The sequence below is a fragment of the Vibrio sp. S9_S30 genome (assembly GCF_014694455.1).
Lineage (GTDB): Bacteria > Pseudomonadota > Gammaproteobacteria > Enterobacterales > Vibrionaceae > Vibrio.
Window position 1 is genome coordinate 40,216 of record NZ_JAAUWT010000017.1, and the last position, 17,877, is coordinate 58,092.

General features: G+C 46.7%; 13 protein-coding genes. All 13 read left to right on the forward strand.

Annotated features, from left to right (window positions below; genetic code table 11):
• The first annotated feature begins 202 nt into the window (after positions 1–202).
• The 13 genes from gltB (at position 203) to HC752_RS18495 (ending at position 17,700) form a co-directional block, all read left to right on the forward strand.
• A complete protein-coding gene (gene gltB, locus HC752_RS18435) occupies positions 203–4,666 on the forward strand; it encodes a glutamate synthase large subunit (RefSeq protein ID WP_190336646.1) in 4,464 nt (1,487 codons plus the stop codon).
• A 13-nt stretch (positions 4,667–4,679) separates the two neighbouring features.
• Entirely contained in the window at positions 4,680–6,092 is a 1,413-nt protein-coding gene (locus HC752_RS18440; protein WP_190336647.1) for an FAD-dependent oxidoreductase, read from the forward strand.
• An 87-nt stretch (positions 6,093–6,179) separates the two neighbouring features.
• Positions 6,180–6,620 carry a DUF1499 domain-containing protein gene (locus tag HC752_RS18445; protein WP_190336648.1) on the forward strand — a complete coding sequence of 147 codons (441 nt, stop codon included), beginning with the start codon at positions 6,180–6,182 and terminating at the stop codon, positions 6,618–6,620.
• A gap of 418 nt (positions 6,621–7,038) precedes the next feature.
• Positions 7,039–7,731 carry a response regulator gene (locus HC752_RS18450; RefSeq protein ID WP_190336649.1) on the forward strand — a complete coding sequence of 231 codons (693 nt, stop codon included), beginning with the start codon at positions 7,039–7,041 and terminating at the stop codon, positions 7,729–7,731.
• Complete coding sequence (locus tag HC752_RS18455) at positions 7,728–9,164, forward strand: ATP-binding protein (RefSeq protein WP_190336650.1); 1,437 nt, start codon at positions 7,728–7,730, stop codon at positions 9,162–9,164. The genes HC752_RS18450 and HC752_RS18455 overlap by 4 nt, the downstream gene beginning before the upstream one ends.
• A complete protein-coding gene (locus tag HC752_RS18460; RefSeq protein WP_190336651.1) occupies positions 9,161–10,408 on the forward strand; it encodes an ABC transporter substrate-binding protein in 1,248 nt (415 codons plus the stop codon). The genes HC752_RS18455 and HC752_RS18460 overlap by 4 nt, the downstream gene beginning before the upstream one ends.
• A 387-nt stretch (positions 10,409–10,795) precedes the next feature.
• Positions 10,796–11,698, forward strand: a complete 903-nt coding sequence (locus tag HC752_RS18465; RefSeq protein WP_190336652.1) for a PIG-L family deacetylase — start codon at positions 10,796–10,798, stop codon at positions 11,696–11,698.
• Positions 11,699–11,947: 249 nt separating this feature from the next.
• A complete protein-coding gene (locus HC752_RS18470) occupies positions 11,948–13,471 on the forward strand; it encodes a PTS transporter subunit EIIC (protein WP_190336653.1) in 1,524 nt (507 codons plus the stop codon).
• Positions 13,472–13,768: 297 nt separating this feature from the next.
• The gene (mtnN, locus tag HC752_RS18475; protein ID WP_190336654.1) at positions 13,769–14,464 is read left to right on the forward strand and encodes a 5'-methylthioadenosine/S-adenosylhomocysteine nucleosidase; all 696 of its coding nucleotides are present in this window, start codon (positions 13,769–13,771) and stop codon (positions 14,462–14,464) included.
• A gap of 9 nt (positions 14,465–14,473) precedes the next feature.
• The gene (locus HC752_RS18480) at positions 14,474–15,427 is read left to right on the forward strand and encodes a cobalamin biosynthesis family protein (protein WP_190336655.1); all 954 of its coding nucleotides are present in this window, start codon (positions 14,474–14,476) and stop codon (positions 15,425–15,427) included.
• A gap of 1 nt (position 15,428) precedes the next feature.
• Positions 15,429–16,265, forward strand: coding sequence for a vitamin B12 ABC transporter substrate-binding protein BtuF (gene btuF / locus HC752_RS18485; RefSeq protein ID WP_190336656.1), 837 nt, complete (start codon positions 15,429–15,431; stop codon positions 16,263–16,265).
• A 34-nt stretch (positions 16,266–16,299) separates the two neighbouring features.
• Positions 16,300–16,920, forward strand: a complete 621-nt coding sequence (locus HC752_RS18490) for a TRIC cation channel family protein (protein WP_190336657.1) — start codon at positions 16,300–16,302, stop codon at positions 16,918–16,920.
• A 213-nt stretch (positions 16,921–17,133) separates the two neighbouring features.
• Complete coding sequence (locus HC752_RS18495) at positions 17,134–17,700, forward strand: flavodoxin family protein (RefSeq protein ID WP_190336658.1); 567 nt, start codon at positions 17,134–17,136, stop codon at positions 17,698–17,700.
• Positions 17,701–17,877: the final 177 nt, after the last annotated feature.

Sequence of the window (17,877 nt, forward strand, 5' to 3'; positions counted from 1 at the left end):
TAGATCAACAAATACTCAATAACTTGACGTTTTCCATCATTATCTATAGGTTGTGAAGCTGGTGATAACAAATTGACACCACAATGTTAAGAAAGTAGAGAGTTTGGCAACTATAATTACGTAAGCCACTCCACATAACTATAAAAAATATAAGTTACACGATCCCCTTACCAGGAAGGTAGGAAGCAAAGGGAGAATTGCAATGGCTCTTTACGATCCACGTCTTGAAAAAGACAACTGTGGATTCGGTTTGATCGCCCATATGGAAGGTCAACCGAGTCACAAACTTGTCCGCACTGCTATTTCAGCACTCGATAGAATGACTCACCGTGGTGGTATTGCCGCCGATGGTAAAACGGGTGACGGCTGCGGATTATTACTTCAAAAGCCAGATACCTATCTGCGCATTATCGCCCAAGAACAAGGTTGGAACCTAGGCAAACAATACGCGGTTGGCATGGTCTTTTTTGGTCAAGAGCCTGAAAAAGCAAATGAAGCCAAACGCGTGATTAATGAAGAATTAGCGAGAGAAACCCTCACCATCATTGGGTGGCGCGACGTCCCCATCAATACCGATGTATTAGGTCCTATCGCCAATGAATCTGTGCCGAACATCGAGCAAGTATTCATTTCAGCTCCCGCTGGCTGGCGCGAACGTGATATCGAACGGCGCTTATACATTGCTCGTCGCCGCATAGAAAAACAAATTCAAGACGATGACGATTTTTATATTTGCAGTCTGTCAACTCAGGTCATCGTATACAAAGGTTTATGCATGCCTGCGGATCTCCCAAGATTCTATTTAGACTTGGCGGATCTGCGTATGGAATCGGCGATTTGCTTATTCCATCAACGTTTCTCCACCAACACACAGCCACGTTGGCCACTGGCTCAGCCATTCCGCTATTTGGCGCACAACGGCGAAATCAACACCATTGAAGGCAACCGGCAATGGGCAAGAGCGCGAGCGTACAAATTCTCGTCGCCATTGCTACCCGATTTGCAAAGCGCTGCGCCATTCGTTAATGAAACCGGATCCGATTCATCCAGCCTCGATAACATGCTGGACTTATTCTTAGCGGGCGGCATGGATGTGTTCCGAGCCATGCGCATGCTGGTGCCGCCAGCGTGGCAAAATCACCCCGACATGGATCCCGATCTGCGGGCATTTTATGACTTCAACTCCAAACACATGGAACCTTGGGATGGCCCTGCGGGGATCGTTTTATCGGATGGTCGATACGCCGCCTGTAACTTAGACCGAAATGGGCTACGCCCTGCTCGGTACGTCATTACCAAAGACAACTTGATTACGCTTGCCTCTGAAGTGGGGATCTGGGACTACACGCCAGACGAAGTCTCCGAGAAAGGACGTGTTGGTCCTGGCGAACTTCTGGTTATCGACACTCGAAAAGGGAAACTTTGGCAGTCATCCGAGATCGACAACGACCTGAAAAGCCGTCACCCTTATCGTGAATGGATGGAAAACAACGTTCACCGCTTAACCCCTTTTGCCGATCTAAAAGATGAGGAAGTGGGTCAGCGCAATTTTGATAGCGATGAACTCAAAACCTATCAAAAGCAGTTTGCGATGAGCAACGAAGAAGTCGATCAAGTCCTCCGAGTGCTGGGTGATATGGGGCAAGAAGCGGTCGGCTCTATGGGTGACGATACCCCAATGGCAGTCTTATCTTCCAAAGAGCGCTTGGTTACGGATTACTTCCGCCAAAAGTTTGCACAGGTCACTAACCCGCCGATTGATCCACTTCGTGAAAAACACGTCATGTCGCTGGCCACCAGCGTAGGTCAGGAAATGAACGTGTTTTGTGAAACCGATGGTCACGCGCACCGAGTCGCCTTCGACTCACCTGTTTTGCTGTATTCGGATATGCTGCAGTTGCTCGAACTGAGCGACGAGCATTACCGAAATACCCTTTTAGACATTAACTTCGACCCTGAAGAAAAGTCGCTCGAACAAGCCATTCGTGACTTGTGTGAACAAGCCGAAACGGTTGTCCGACAAGGCACCGTGCTTGTTGTGTTATCCGATCGCGATATTCAGAAAGGGAAACTGCCTATCCCTGCAGCGATGGCTGTAGGTGCCGTACAAACCCACCTGATCAACGCCAATTTGCGTTGTGATGCCAATATCATTGTGGAAACGGCTACGGCACGCGACCCACATCAGTTTGCTGTATTGCTTGGCTTTGGGGCGACTGCGATTTACCCCTACTTGGCTTACGAGGCATTAGGCAAAATCATTGATGATGGCGCGCTGGATCGCACCTATGGGGAGGCGATGCAGAACTATCGCAACGGCATCAATAAAGGCTTGTACAAGATCATGTCCAAAATGGGCATTTCGACCGTCGCCTCTTATCGCTGTTCTCAATTGTTTGAAGCCGTTGGATTACATCAAGATGTGGTCGATCTGTGCTTCAAAGGCGTAACAAGCCGAATCCAAGGCGCCTCTTTCAGCGATTTCCAACAAGATATTTTCAACCTGTCTCGTAAGGCATGGGCGAAACGCAAACCCATCGACCACGGCGGGTTGTTAAAATTTGTCCACGGCGGTGAATTTCACGCCTACAACCCAGATGTCGTAAGCACACTGCAAACGGCTGTTAATTCAGGTGAAGCCAGTGACTACAAATCGTTTGCTAAACAGGTAAATGATCGCCCTGTCGCCATGTTGCGTGACTTATTGAAACTGAAGAAAGCCGACAAACCATTGCCACTGGAAAAAATCGAGCCGAACACCGAACTCTTTAAACGATTCGATTCTGCCGCCATGTCGATTGGCGCACTCAGCCCTGAAGCGCACGAAGCATTAGCGATGGCGATGAACCGCCTAGGCGGCTACTCAAACTCAGGCGAAGGCGGCGAGGATCCACGCCGCTTTGGCACAGAACGCAACTCCCGCATCAAGCAAGTCGCTTCGGGGCGATTTGGCGTGACGCCGCATTACTTAACCAACGCGGATGTTCTGCAAATCAAAGTGGCTCAAGGAGCAAAACCTGGAGAAGGTGGTCAACTTCCAGGTCACAAAGTCACCGCTGAAATCGCCAAACTGCGTTACTCGGTACAAGGGGTTACCCTGATATCCCCACCACCTCATCACGATATTTACTCTATTGAGGATTTGGCACAGCTGATTTTCGACCTTAAACAAGTCAACCCGAATGCGTTAATCTCGGTCAAACTGGTTTCCGAGCCAGGTGTCGGCACCATTGCGACGGGTGTCGCCAAAGCGTATGCGGATCTCATCACCATATCCGGCTACGACGGTGGTACCGCGGCCAGCCCGTTAACGTCGGTAAAATACGCAGGCAGCCCTTGGGAATTAGGTTTGGCAGAGACTCAGCAAGCGTTAGTAGCCAACAGCTTGCGCCATAAAATTCGCTTACAAGTGGATGGCGGGCTCAAAACAGGCTTAGACGTCGTAAAAGCGGCAATTTTGGGCGCAGAAAGCTTCGGTTTTGGTACCGCCCCTATGGTCGCCATGGGCTGTAAATTCCTCAGGATCTGCCACCTGAATAACTGTGCGACTGGCGTTGCTACTCAAGATGAAACGCTGCGTAAACAATACTTCAAAGGCTTGCCTGATATGGTCGTCAACTACTTCACAGGGCTTGCTGAAGAAGTGCGAGAAATCATGTCTGAGCTCGGTGTTGAAAAACTCACAGACTTGATTGGACGAACAGACTTGCTTGAAGCCGTGCAGGGTATGACGGCGAAACAAAGTAAGCTCGACCTTTCGGGAATATTGGAAAAGCCAATCTCGCCACAAGGGCACCCCGTCAGTTGGACGGAGCCCAATGCACCGTTTGATAACGCTGCGCTAAACCAAAAAATCATCTCCGATGCCATGGCGGCGGTCGAAGCCAAGCAAAGTGCAAACTTTTACTACGATGTGATCAATACCGATCGCTCGGTAGGCGCCCGTTTGTCAGGAGAAATCGCCAAACGTTATGGCAATCAAGGAATGGCGGCGCAGCCCATTAAGTTGTACTTAAATGGTACCGCTGGGCAATCTTTCGGTGTGTGGAATGCTGGCGGTGTGGAGCTTTACCTAACTGGCGATGCCAACGACTATGTCGGTAAGGGCATGGCAGGCGGAAAAATCACCATCAAACCACACTTAGGTACGGCATTTCGTTGCAACGAAGCAACGATTATAGGCAATACCTGTTTGTACGGTGCGACAGGTGGCAAATTGTTTGCAGCAGGCAAAGCAGGTGAACGGTTTGGGGTGCGCAATTCAGGCACCATTACCGTGATTGAAGGCGCGGGCGACAACGCGTGCGAATACATGACAGGAGGCGTGGTTGCCATCCTTGGCGCTACGGGCGTGAACTTTGGGGCGGGTATGACTGGCGGATTTGCCTATGTACTGGATGCCAATAACGACTTTAAAGGACGAGTGAACACAGAATCGGTTGAAGCCTTATCACTCTCGGATCTCTACATCCATCAAGAGCACTTGAGAGGATTGATATCTGAACATTTGGACGAAACCCACTCGGTGCATGCTGAGGAGATTCTGGCGAATTTCGATGAATGGATTCCCAAGTTCTACCTTGTGAAACCACAAGCTTCTGACCTGAGAACATTGCTCGGTCACCAAAGTCGTAGCGCAGCTGAGTTGCGTGTTCAGGCACAGTAAGTAGGAGAGATTCATGAGCCAGAACGTATACCAATTTATCGATGTTCAACGTGTCGATCCCGCTAAGAAGCCGCTTAAGATACGGAAGATTGAGTTTGTCGAAATCTACGAACCTTTTACCCACCAACAAGCCACCGCGCAGGCGGATCGCTGCCTTGACTGTGGAAACCCTTATTGTGAATGGAAATGCCCTGTTCACAACTACATTCCTCAATGGCTAAAACTGGCCAACGAAGGAAGAATCATAGAAGCAGCGGAACTGTCTCACCAAACCAACAGCCTGCCTGAAGTGTGTGGGCGAGTGTGTCCTCAAGATCGCCTGTGTGAAGGGTCTTGTACGCTCAATGACGATTTCGGCGCGGTCACCATCGGCAATATCGAAAAGTACATTACGGACAAAGCGTTCGAGATGGGCTGGAAACCCGATATGTCCTCTGTGGAATGGACGGACAAAAAAGTGGCCATTATTGGTGCGGGTCCGGCAGGTCTGGCTGCCGCCGACATTTTGGTACGAAACGGTGTAAAGCCCGTCGTGTTTGATCGCTACCCAGAAATCGGTGGCTTACTGACCTTTGGTATTCCTTCTTTCAAGTTGGAAAAAGGGGTCATGGAAAACCGCCGTCATATTTTCAGTGAGATGGGTGTCGAATTCAGAATGAATGTTGAAGTGGGGAAAGATATCCAACTCCAAGCGCTTATTGATGACTACGACGCTGTCTTCTTAGGCGTGGGCACCTATAAAAACATGCGGGCGGGCTTAGAAAATGAAGAGGCGCCAGGCGTATATGATGCACTGCCCTTCCTTATTTCTAACACCTATAAAGTGATGGAACTGGACACAACGGATCCGTACATCGACATGGCAGGCAAGCGCGTCGTGGTTCTCGGGGGGGGAGACACCGCGATGGACTGCGTTCGCACATCCATTCGTCAAGGTGCAAGCAACGTGATATGTGCGTATCGCCGTGACGAAGCCAACATGCCCGGCTCTCGGCGTGAAGTAAAAAATGCCAAAGAAGAAGGCGTTAACTTCCTGTTCAACCTTCAGCCTCTGGGCATTGAAGTGAACAAAGACGGCAAAGTCGTGGGCGTGAAAGTGGTGAAAACCGCCCTAGGAGAGCCCGATAGTGCAGGTCGCCGCCGACCAGAGCCTGTTGCGGGAAGCGAACACATTCTGGATGCCGATGCGGTTATTATGGCGTTTGGATTCCAGCCACACACAATGAGCTGGTTAGAACCATTCGGGGTGGAGTTGGATCAGTGGGGTCGCATCAAAGCCCCTTCGGATCAAGAGTTTCAATACCAAACATCCAATAAGAAAATCTTCGCGGGTGGTGACGCCGTAAGAGGATCGGATTTAGTCGTGACGGCGATTGATGAAGGCAGAAAAGCTGCGGAAGGCATCCTCGATTTCTTAGAGGTTTAACTCGCTAACAGGACGCATAACGCATACTCTAAAGCAAAGCACAGTGACAAGCTGTTCTTTGCTTTTTCATCTAAGGAGAGTTCACCAATGAAAAACCTCAGTGTCGTTTTAGGCTCTTTCGTTTTCCTTTCGGCTTGCAGCCAAGAACCCGTGTCGATTCCAGACAGAACTTCCCATCCTTGTGGAGACAGCCCAAACTGTGTCTCCACTCTTGAGCATCGTGAAGACTTTCTGATACAACCATTCACTTTGGCATCAGGGGATATCACCATTGATCAAATTGAAAGTGTGGCGCTATCTATGCCGGGCTCGCTAACAGCGGTCAAACAGGGCGCCTACATTCGAATAGAATACACGAGCGATTTCTTTGGATTTGTCGACGATTTAGAAATCAAAATTGAAGGCGACACATTGGTCGTACGTTCGGAGTCTCGCACTGGTCATTCTGACTTTGGCATCAATCGGGAACGTACAGATGAATTACGTCAGCTTTTACTGAATCACAAACTCATTAAGCAAAATGAATGAGAGAATTCAGTCTCCCCTTCTTATTCAAGCGCTTTGGATCCATCGAGATGATCCGTTCAGCACTGTTACGCTTTGTTGCAAGGTATCGACCTGAGTATCCATTGATTTACAACATAACGACACACCTCGCACTGTGATTAAATCGCATAACATCGGAAGAAAACTCACCCTCGAAAAATCGACCACCCAACTTAACCTGAACTCGGGATAAGAGGTTAATCGCCCCCACGAATCAATAACGGGTTATTGAGAGAGTACAACGCAGTGGTCTGTAAAAAGAACCATTAGAAAGCAATCTGTTACCCCGAGTTCGGGTGACTTAAATAACGGAATTCAAACACAGTTCACTTTCTCCTTCTTGCAAATTAGAGCAAAATTGAACAAAGTGTCAGTTCAATCAATCTCATAGGTAGTTCGAGTGGAAAATAAGGTTATCTTAATCGTAGATGACAACCAGGAAATCCTTGACGCGCTTAGCGAATATCTAAAACGTTCAAACTTTTCTGTGCTGACCGCTATGAATGGAGATCAGATGTGGACCCTGCTTCAATCCAACACACCTGATCTCATCATATTAGATATCATGCTACCTGGGGATGACGGCCTAACACTTTGCCAGAAGATACGACAAGATTCCCACGTTCCTATCATTATCCTCACCGCTGTCACCGACGATGCGGATCGTATTGCTGGATTAGAAATAGGAGCAGATGACTATATTACCAAGTCATTTAACCCAAGAGAGCTGTTAGCCAGAATCAAAGCGTTGCTGCGTCGTGCGACATTCAATACAGGTATAACGGAAAGGAAAATCCGTTTTCTGAGTTGGACATTTGACACATTAAAGCGTCAATTAACGCATGACGACGGTCAGACTGTGTCCCTTTCAGGAGCCGACTACTGTTTGCTCTCTCTGATGCTCGATCAGCCCAACAGCCTATTGAGCCGCGATCAAATCGCACAAGCGCTCTGGGGAAGAGATGCCGAGCCCATGGAAAGGGGCATTGATGTCCAAGTTAGCCGACTGAGAAAACAGCTCAGAGATGACCATCGCAACGTTATCCTAACCGTCCGAAATCGTGGGTACATGTTGGCCATTGAATCAAAATGAAAAACAAAATGGTTTTACATTCCATGGTCACCCGCATCACGATCTCTATGTTCACTGTTATCATCTTGGCAGAGATTTTTGCAGGGTTCGTTTGGTTTAAAGCAACGGCGGCATCCAAAAAAGAATCGGCAAGTATCGCGGTATCCACCATTACCTCCGCCGCCGCCGAAACCATTAATTATTTTTCAGAGTTACCCGTCAATTATCGTCATTTGGTTCTGGAGCAATTACGGAATATTGGTGGGACACGCTTCTTTGTTTCAATGAACAATCGTTCTCTCACTATGCCGGCGCTTCAACATTACGCTCTGGTGCCCGACATTGAAGCTCAGGCAATCAAGCAGTTGGATAAACAAATAAAACAGTCCCATGCCATTAAAGTGACGTTCACTAGCCGCGACGAAATTTTGTTATTTAACACCGCCCTAAAAATCAACGAACTGCCTGCATTATGGAAAAATTACAGCTTGGTTTTAGGAGAATTGAGCCTACCCATTATGGTCATACAGGTACACATTACTAAGGATGAATGGCTCTACCTGGCTACCGTTTTACCTTTATCTTTCAATGATCTCAAAAACAACTTCATTGATGGTCGGCAGATTATCTTCCTTTTCATTGTTACCGTGCTACTCGTTGGCGTTTCTTACGTCGTACTAAGAAGAGAGACGCGCCCATTTCGCTCGCTGGCCCGCTCAGCCACATTAATGGGAGCAAATATGCAAATAGAGGAAATAAAAGAAGAAGGTTCCAGCGAAACGCGCGCGGCTATCCACGCATTCAACAAAATGAACCGTCGTATAAAAGCCTACTTGAGAGACAGAGATACTTTCTTTAATGCCATTTCTCATGACATCAAAACCCCTTTAGCCTGCCTGAAACTCCGCACCGAAATGTTGGATGACCAACCCACAAAAGAGCGGTTTGAGAAGCTATTAAATGAGGTTGAGCTCATGCTTAACGGGGCGCTTCAGTGCATGCGAGACAACGATATTCATGAAGAATTAGAATGGTTTGAAATCAATGATTTTATTGAACAATGTGCCGCTATTCATAACAAGTCTCAGCAAGTGGTTCGGCTCAACCGCATGCCCTCAATTCGCCATTATGGAAAACCTTTGGCCATCAAACGATGCCTGTTTAATCTCGTTGATAACTCAGTAAAATATGGTCATTCCGTCGACATTAGTATGTATGTCAACGAAGACACTCTGCATATTACTCTCCAAGATGCGGGGCCAGGAATCGCCAACGACATGCTGGAAGAGGTCTTTAAACCGTATGTCCGAATCGACAAAAATGGAGTCGATGGCTCCGGTCTAGGACTATACATAGCAAGGAGCATTGCTCGAAGCCATGGCGGCGATGTCACCCTCTCCAATTCCCCTAATGGTGGTTTAGAAATTGATATCGTTTTGGCGAGAATTTTATGAAAATTGGATATTACTTATCACTGCTGACGCTGGCTACACCTGTTTTTGCCAAGCCTTCATTTGAATTACTGCATTGGTGGACAGCAAAAGGTGAACAAGCGGCTCTTTCCGTCATCGAAGATCAATTCATCAATTCCCCCATCCGGCTCATTAATGACTCCATTGCGGGCGGTGGAGGCTCGCCAGCTAAGACGATCCTTCAAGCAAGGGCGATTGCGGGCAACCTTCCCAACATTGCCCAAATGGAAGGACCCGCTATTCAGTCATGGGCTGCACTTGGCTTTTTGCATAATGTGAATACCATAGCGCGGTCCCAAGATTGGGATAATGTGTTATATCCAGAGGTTCAAAGCATCCATCAGTTTGCTGAGAACTATGTGGCTGTCCCCATTAATATTCATCGCCTCAACTGGATGTGGGTAAACACGTCCATATTAAAGCAACACCATGTTGATATACCAAAAGATTGGGATTCGCTGATCATGGCGTTTAGAGAGCTGAAAAAAAGAGGAATCCCCCCAATCGCCCTCGGGAATGAACAGTGGCAAGTCGTCCAGCTTTTTGAAAACATTGCTTACGGAGTGGGTGGTGCAGATTACTATCGACGAGCCTTTGTGAACTTAGAACCCGATGCTCTCAAAAGCAAGCACACAGAAAAAGCATTAAAACGATTCCGAACCATTTCTAATCTAGTGGGTTCGGAACTTATGACGATGAAATGGGATCAAGGCACCCAATCTTTGCTAAATGGTGAGGTTGCATTCCAGCTAACTGGTGATTGGGCTTTGGCAGAAATCCTCAGCACCCAACGCACCATGCCATCACATATTGAGTGCATCACCTTCCCATCCACTGAGAATGGGTTTATTTACAATATTGATAGCTTGGCGTTCTTTAAAACACAGCAAGCACATAGCGAAGAACTCGAATACATAATAAGTTCAATATCAAACCCTGACTTTCTGCTTGAATTTAATAAAAAAAAGGGATCTATCCCTGCACAAAAAAACATCCCGGTTCATAGCTTGTCCCACTGCCAACAGAAGTCTTACCATGATTTCAATGCCGCCCGAAAACTTGGTACAGCCATGCCCAGTTTCATCGATTCTATGGCCGTCAACCCAACGATACAAAATGCCGTATCCAACGAGCTGTTTCAGTATTTCAATGACTCAACCATCACCGATGACGCATTAATTAGCCATTTAAGCGTATTCAGTTCCAACATACCGAACAGACCTTAGAGAGCCTTCACCCAACGATTTTTTAACTGCGCCTTTCATCTTGAGGCTGATGCAGCGCAGCTTTCTTACCAAACTTTCAGGATGCACAATATCCATATCCGCCAGCACAATATTCATGTCTGCCAGCCCAATATTCATGAAAGTTATCCGCCCCCCATTGACAAGTCAGCCATAACATCGTGCGACTGACCATCGCCTCACTCTATCCATTTCTAAAAAATCACTTACAAAACAGTTACAAATTATCACCTATAGAAATACTGCGTCCTCTAGAATCTCTGTACCCAAGTAACCTCAAGACGCTAGCTCCAAAACCTCAACTTCAGGTCACTTGGGGATAGCAATAAACGAATAGCGCCACAGTTATTAAATAATGGAGAAGCGATAATGAAGTTCTCGTCCAAGCTAATAGGTTTTTCTACATTACTTCTTGCTGCCAATATCAGTGCAGAAGAATATCGAATTGTAAGCCCTCATCATGATGATGCTTTATTGGTTTTTTCCGGATACATATCCAGCTTAAACTTATCCAATGAAAATGATGAGCGGATAGTCGATGTCATGTTTGGAGCATCTAACTACTCAACCAATCATCTTGATGTGTTAACCGATAAAAGAGTACTGACTATCACAAAAGCTCGTTACGCTGAAGACTATGATGCGTTAACCGAGCTGTTCACGGGTTGGGACAAATTCAAATTTAGAAGTTACGGCTACTACGATGCTCCGCTAAGAAAATACAAAGGCGATGTCACTGCAGGGGGCGGTCCAGCGGGTACCTTTAAGAACTTCCGTCAAATTGAAATCGATACATTTAACATGATGGTACATAACTTCACTTCCATCTTAAAACGCGACAACTGTACATTATTGGTTCCAATCGCAAACGGTACCCACATCGATCACTTTATGACAAAAGAAGCGGTGATTACAGCGGCTTATCGACTCGGTAATCAAGCAAAATGTAAAATTAAGTTTGGTCAGGATCAACCTTACACGGATGCGAACCCTCAAAACGTGAATATAGAAATTGAAGCGCTAAAAGCACGATTACCAAATGGGGCTATTACTGAAGAAGTGTATGATATTCCGCTTGAGCCAGGCACCAATGAAACCATTAAACTGAATAAGTTTAAGAAGCACTACGTGACTCAATATGACACTGGATACATTGGTCCACTGACATCAAACTTACAAGAAGTCGTCTACGTTTGGAACCCTGAGACCTATGGCCAGGTTAAATCCCACAGACATTGTGACGGCTCAAGTTATTGTACTCTCGCGCCATAATCCCCTTTAAAAAACGGGCAGCAGAGAAGCTTTTCCCCTAGTCACCTTGAACGTTTCCCTGTTCCTTCCAAGGCACCTTTCGGTGCCTTTTTCTTTATTGCAATCACTGCAACCCACAACCGCCGTTTTGTAAGCTCATTTTTACATAGTGAAAGCATTTGTAACCTTAGGGGTCAGTAAGGTTGATATTCTTTATATGTATAAAGAAAACAGAAATAAAAACTAATGTGAACATAGAAGGATTTAAACATGATAGATAGTTTAAGAAGCAGCCTGTCCCGGCTTTCTTTAGTTGGCAAAGCGTTAATGTTACCTATATCCATTTTACCAGCAGCAGGTCTTTTGCTGGCATTTGGTGCGAAGTTGGACATTCCGCTAATGATGCGTGCAGGTGGCGTCATCTTCGATAACCTCCCTCTCCTATTTGCTGTTGGTGCAGCTGTTGGTTTAACGAAAGAATCCGGTATTGCGGCTTTGGCTGCCATTGTCGCGTTAGTGGTCATGAATGCAACGATGGGCGTCGCACTTAACATTACACCTGAAATGGCAATGAGCGGCGGACGCTACGCTATGGTCATGGGGATACCATCACTGCAAACGGGTGTATTTGGCGGCTTGCTCGCGGGTATTCTAGCCGCGGTTATGTATCAACGATTCTATCAAACCAAACTGCCTGACTTTCTGGGCTTCTTTGCTGGCAAGCGTTTTGTTCCTATCGTCACGGCGTTCACTGCATTCTTAATTGGTCTTGTGCTTCCTTATGTGTGGTCTTACATTCAGTCAGGCATTGATGCGCTCTCTCATATGGCCAACAGCGGCAATATGTATATTTCGACGTTCATCTACGGATTCATGGAGCGCGCACTGATACCACTGGGTTTACATCACATTTTCTATAGCCCTTACTGGTTCTCTTTTGGTGAGTACACAACAGCGGCGGGCACAGTGGTTAATGGCGACCATACCATTTGGTTTAAAATGCTAGAAGACGGCGTCACCTCTTTCTCAACCGCCGAATACCAAGAAGCGGGTAAGTTCTTATCAGGTAACTTTGCTATCTATATGTTTGCATTCCCAGCAGCGTGCTTGGCGATGTACCATGAAGCCAAAGATAAGAATAAAAAAATTGCCGCAGGTATCCTAGGGTCTGCCGCGCTGACGTCTTTCGTTACGGGCATCACGGAGCCCGTCGAGTTTGCCTTCATCTTTGTTGCTCCTCTACTTTACGTATTCTCTGCAATCATGGCAGGGGTTTCTTACGCAGTAACGTATGCCCTCGATGTGCACATTGGTAAAACCTTCTCCGCAGGTATTATTGATTTCATTTCATTCGGTATTCTGCCATCCATGGATGGATTCAAGACCAACTGGATCAATGTCATTCTTTGGGGCTCAGTAATGGCCGTCATTTATTACTCTGTATTCCGATTGGCGATTCGCAAATTTGGCTTTAAAACCGTTGGACGCGAAGATACCGAAAGTGCCGCAATTACATTAAGCAACGAAGAATTGGCACGTGAGATTACAACCCTAATTGGCGGCAGAGGTAACATCACGACCATCGGTGCATGTATTACACGCCTACGACTGCAAGTGAATGACCAATCTATCGTCAAAGAAGATGAAATTAAGGCGCTGGGTGCCATGGGAGTAATAAAAGTTGGCTCTAAAGGCTTGCAAATCATATTAGGTTCAAGAGCGCAATTCGTCGCTGATATTATGAACTCAGAAACAAGTGAGCCCCCTCAAACCCTGTCAACCAATCCTAGTTAGAAATCAACATATAAAGATCAACGCGCCACATGGCGCGTTGTTTTTTTTCTTTCCTTTCCAATTTCTTTGGCTCCGAAATAATTCTTTGGCAACAAAATGGTTCTTTGATGCTGAGATCGTTCTTTGATACTGAGATAGCTCTTTGATAAAAAAATAGTTCTTTGATACCGAGATAGCTCTTTGATAACGAAATAGTGCAGAGCCTCAGCTTCCTAGAGTGAGTTTGCGGAACCTAGCATCTTAAGGTGGTTTGGGTATACAATCCGCTGTAATTGAATACTAACTTAGAGACGTCCAATGAAAATCGGTATTATCGGTGCTATGCAGCAGGAAGTGGCTATCCTGAAAGAAGCCATGACTCACTGTAAAGAAGAAACGCGCGCGGGTTGCGTTTTCTATACAGGTAAAATAAACGGTGTGGATGCTGTTTTACTGCAATCAGGCATTGGTAAAGTGGCTGCTTCGATTGGAACCACCTTGTTACTCGAAATCTACCAACCCCACGTTGTCATCAATACCGGTTCCGCAGGAGGGTTTGACGCTTCTTTGAATTTAGGTGACGTGGTTATTTCAACGGAAGTTCGTCATCACGATGCAGATGTCACCGCTTTTGGTTATGAAATGGGTCAAATGGCTGGTCAACCTGCGGGATTTGCCGCTGATGAAAAACTGATGGCAGTGGCCGAGCAAGCCTTAGAAAAAATGGACGGCAAACACGCTGTTCGCGGTTTGATTTGTACAGGCGATGCCTTTGTATGCAGCGCAGATCGTCAAGCCTTTATTCGCACCCATTTTCCATCTGTTATTGCGGTAGAAATGGAAGCCGCAGCTATCGCTCAGACCTGTCATCAATTCAATGTTCCGTTTGTGGTGGTTCGAGCCATTTCCGACGTTGCTGATAAAGAATCCCCAATGAGCTTTGATGAATTCCTTCCGTTGGCAGCACAAAGCTCCTCGGAAATGGTACTCAATATGGCTGACCTACTGAAGTAACCGTTATCAATGGAAGAGCTGTTTAGTAAGCTGTATTCTAACGGCGCCCTATTGGTTTTATGGGGCGCTTTGCTGTTTCATTTTATCTTGCCTATCCCCAAATCGGTGCACCCAGCAACGCTTTGGCATAAGTTTGCTGAAATCCTCGCCGCCAAAGTGAACCACAATCAAAGCCATGGGCAAAGCATCCTTTCAGGCAGTTTGGCTTGGGGAGTCATGTGCATACCTGCTCTCATCTTCTTCATCGCATTAAAGCCTCTGGTTTGGCAACCACAATTGTTTGATTTGGCATTGCTACTTTTAGCCATCGACTGGCGCAGCAATGAATCTCTGGCAAAGCACCTTATTCAAGCTTTAGGTAAAGAGGACAAAAAACGCGCTCGCCGTGAATTGGCACCTCATGTGAATCGAGCAACGGACACGCTTTCACCGTTAGGGCTTGGAAAAGCTGGCGCAGAGACGTTGATTTTAGGGTACGGTCGCAATGTAGTATGCGTGATGTTTTGGTATGCCATCGGTGGGGGCATTGGTGCCTTAATGTATCGCTTCATCATGGAGCTTGCGCGGGCGTGGTCACCGAGTCGAAATGAGTTCTTACCATTTGGTTTACCCGCCATTCGAATGCTTGCGCTGTTAGAATTGGTTCCACTTAGGCTACTCAGCCTGCTTATCGCCGTTGGCAACAATATGCCTACGGTGTTATCGGGCATGCTTTCACAAGGCAAAACCTGGCCGACACCGGGTCCCGGTTGGCTGATGGCCGCCGTGGGCAACAAACTTGAGTTATCGCTTGGTGGCCCCGCCATTTACGGTGATAAAAAAACCATGCGCCCTAAACTTGGCGGGCGAGTCGCGCCTGCTGCGTATCACTTATCTCAAATTCAACACCTTCTGGCATGGCGCATCTGTGGTTGGGTGTTACTGCAAAGCGCCGTCATGGCATTCATCTATCAAGGTCTATAAATTGAAAACGCTCTTTGCTTTGTTAGCCGGTCTCCTTGTCCATTCATCGATTTGGGCTAATACCAAACCTCAACGTATTATTTCTCTTGCTCCTCATGCCACAGAAATCGCCTTTGCGGCAGGGCTAGGCGACAAACTGATAGCCGCAACCGACCACAGCGATTACCCAGAAGAAGCAAAAGCACTCGAACGAATCGCCAGTTACCAAGGCATCAAACTGGAGCGCATCGTCGCACTTCAACCAGACTTAATCATCGCCTGGCCAAGTGGTAACCCCGCTAAAGAGCTAGACAAATTAAGGAAGCTTGGGTTTAACATTTACGATTCCAAAACAGGCACATTCGATGACATCGTTAATAATTTAGAGCAGCTAAGCCAATACGCGGAAGACCCCAGCATTGGTATGAAAGCCGCCGCCGATTTTCGAAAAAACCTAGCTCAGCTGAAACAGCGTTATGCGACCGATAAGCCTATAAAGTACTTTTATCAGTTAAGCACGAAACCCATTATCACCGTCGCCCAAGACAGCTGGCCAAGTGCGGTATTTCGTTTCTGTGGTGGCACGAACATCTTTGTCGACAGCGCTTCCCCTTACCCTCAAGTGGGGGAAGAGCAAGTCATTATTCGACAACCGGATGTCATCTTTACCTCTCGTCACGCCGTGCAGGATGAGTCGTTATGGCAAGGGTGGGCATCTCAAGTCCCCGCAGTGCAACACAAACAGATTTGGTCGCTGAATTCCGATTGGATTAACCGCCCGACTCCGCGTACCGTTAACGCCATAGAGCAGGTATGCGATTTTTTTGAACAAGCAAGACAACACTCAGAAGCTAACTGAGAATACGTAAAAGATAACTGAGAATACGAGAAACATGGACGCATTACTTCTTTATATTATTGATCTGTTTGGAATCGCCGTGTTTGCGATCTCTGGGGTGCTGCTTGCAGGCCGCTTAAAGATGGACCCATTCGGTGTTGTGGTACTGGGGAGTGTCACGGCGATTGGGGGCGGATCGATACGCGATATGCTGTTGGGTGCAACCCCTGTATTCTGGATCTCGGATACGGCTTATCTTTGGGTTATCTTTATTACCTGCGTCCTCACCATGTTGATTGTTCGACGTCCTAAACGCCTGCCGTGGTTCGTATTGCCCGTTTGTGATGCCATCGGGCTGGCTGTATTTGTCGGCATCGGCGTAGAAAAAGCACTGATCTATCAAGATAGCGCAATAGTGGCGGTTATTATGGGCGTACTCACAGGGTGTGGCGGCGGTATTATCCGAGATGTTCTTGCCAGAGAAATCCCCATGGTGCTAAGAAGCGAAGTGTACGCCACCGCTTGTTTAGCTGGCGGTATTGTTCATACAGGGGCTATCACATTAGGCATGGAGCACTCATCTGCCTTATTCATTGGTATTTTCACCACATTGCTCATTAGGCTAGCCGCCATCAAGTGGCACCTTTCTCTGCCAGTATTTGCCCTTAATAAATAACACAACCCTATCAGTACATACTGAATAACCGTTTTAAGAAAGAGCATCTCCCTTTTCGAAAGCCCATATCGTTTGATGTGGGCTTTTTGTTGCGTGATTCTTAGAACGACCTCTCATTTAGCTGGTTAAAAAATCATTAAATAAAGTATTTTGTTTACTTAGTCAGCTCACACCCTATATTAGTAAACAAATAACTTTACCAATATAGAGAGAATGACGTCAGTGACTAAAATATCCATTGTCTATTTTTCAAAGTGTGGCGCGACAAAAGCCTTGGCTGAATACATCGCCAGTGGCGTTCGTTCTGTGCCCAACGCAACCCCGACATTGTTAGAAATTGAGCCTAGAGACATTCACGAAGGGCGCTATCAAAATCCTGCACTCTTTGAGGAATTAAAAAACAGCGATGCCATTGTATTCGGATCCCCCACCTACATGGGCGGTCCCGCGGCGCAATTCAAAGCTTTCATGGATACAAGCAGCGATGCCTACGTTGAACGAGAATGGCAGAATACAATGGCGGCGGGTTTCACCTGCGGAGGAAGCCTGAATGGCGAACAAGAACAAACGCTGTTTTCCTTCTTCGTATTGGCTTGCCAGCACGGCATGATTTGGGCGGGCTTGGATGAATCTGAACACGTCAGCAACAGAGGGTTAAACCGATTGGGCTCCAATATCGGGCTCACCGCCTGTAACAAAGATATCGAAGAACGGGTGCACCCAAATGACGCCGAAACCGCCATTTATTTCGGTGAACGCATCGCAAAACTGACAAACTAGACGCTCATCAATACCCAAGTTCCCCCACTTATAGGTAACTTGGGTATCACACAGTAATTATTGATAAAACAGTGATTAGCAATAAAACAGTAATGATCGGAAAAGCAGCAATCATCGATAAAGTATTGAAATAAAAATCATTTACTCGAAAAAACTCAGGCTTCTCTTTCCCAATAG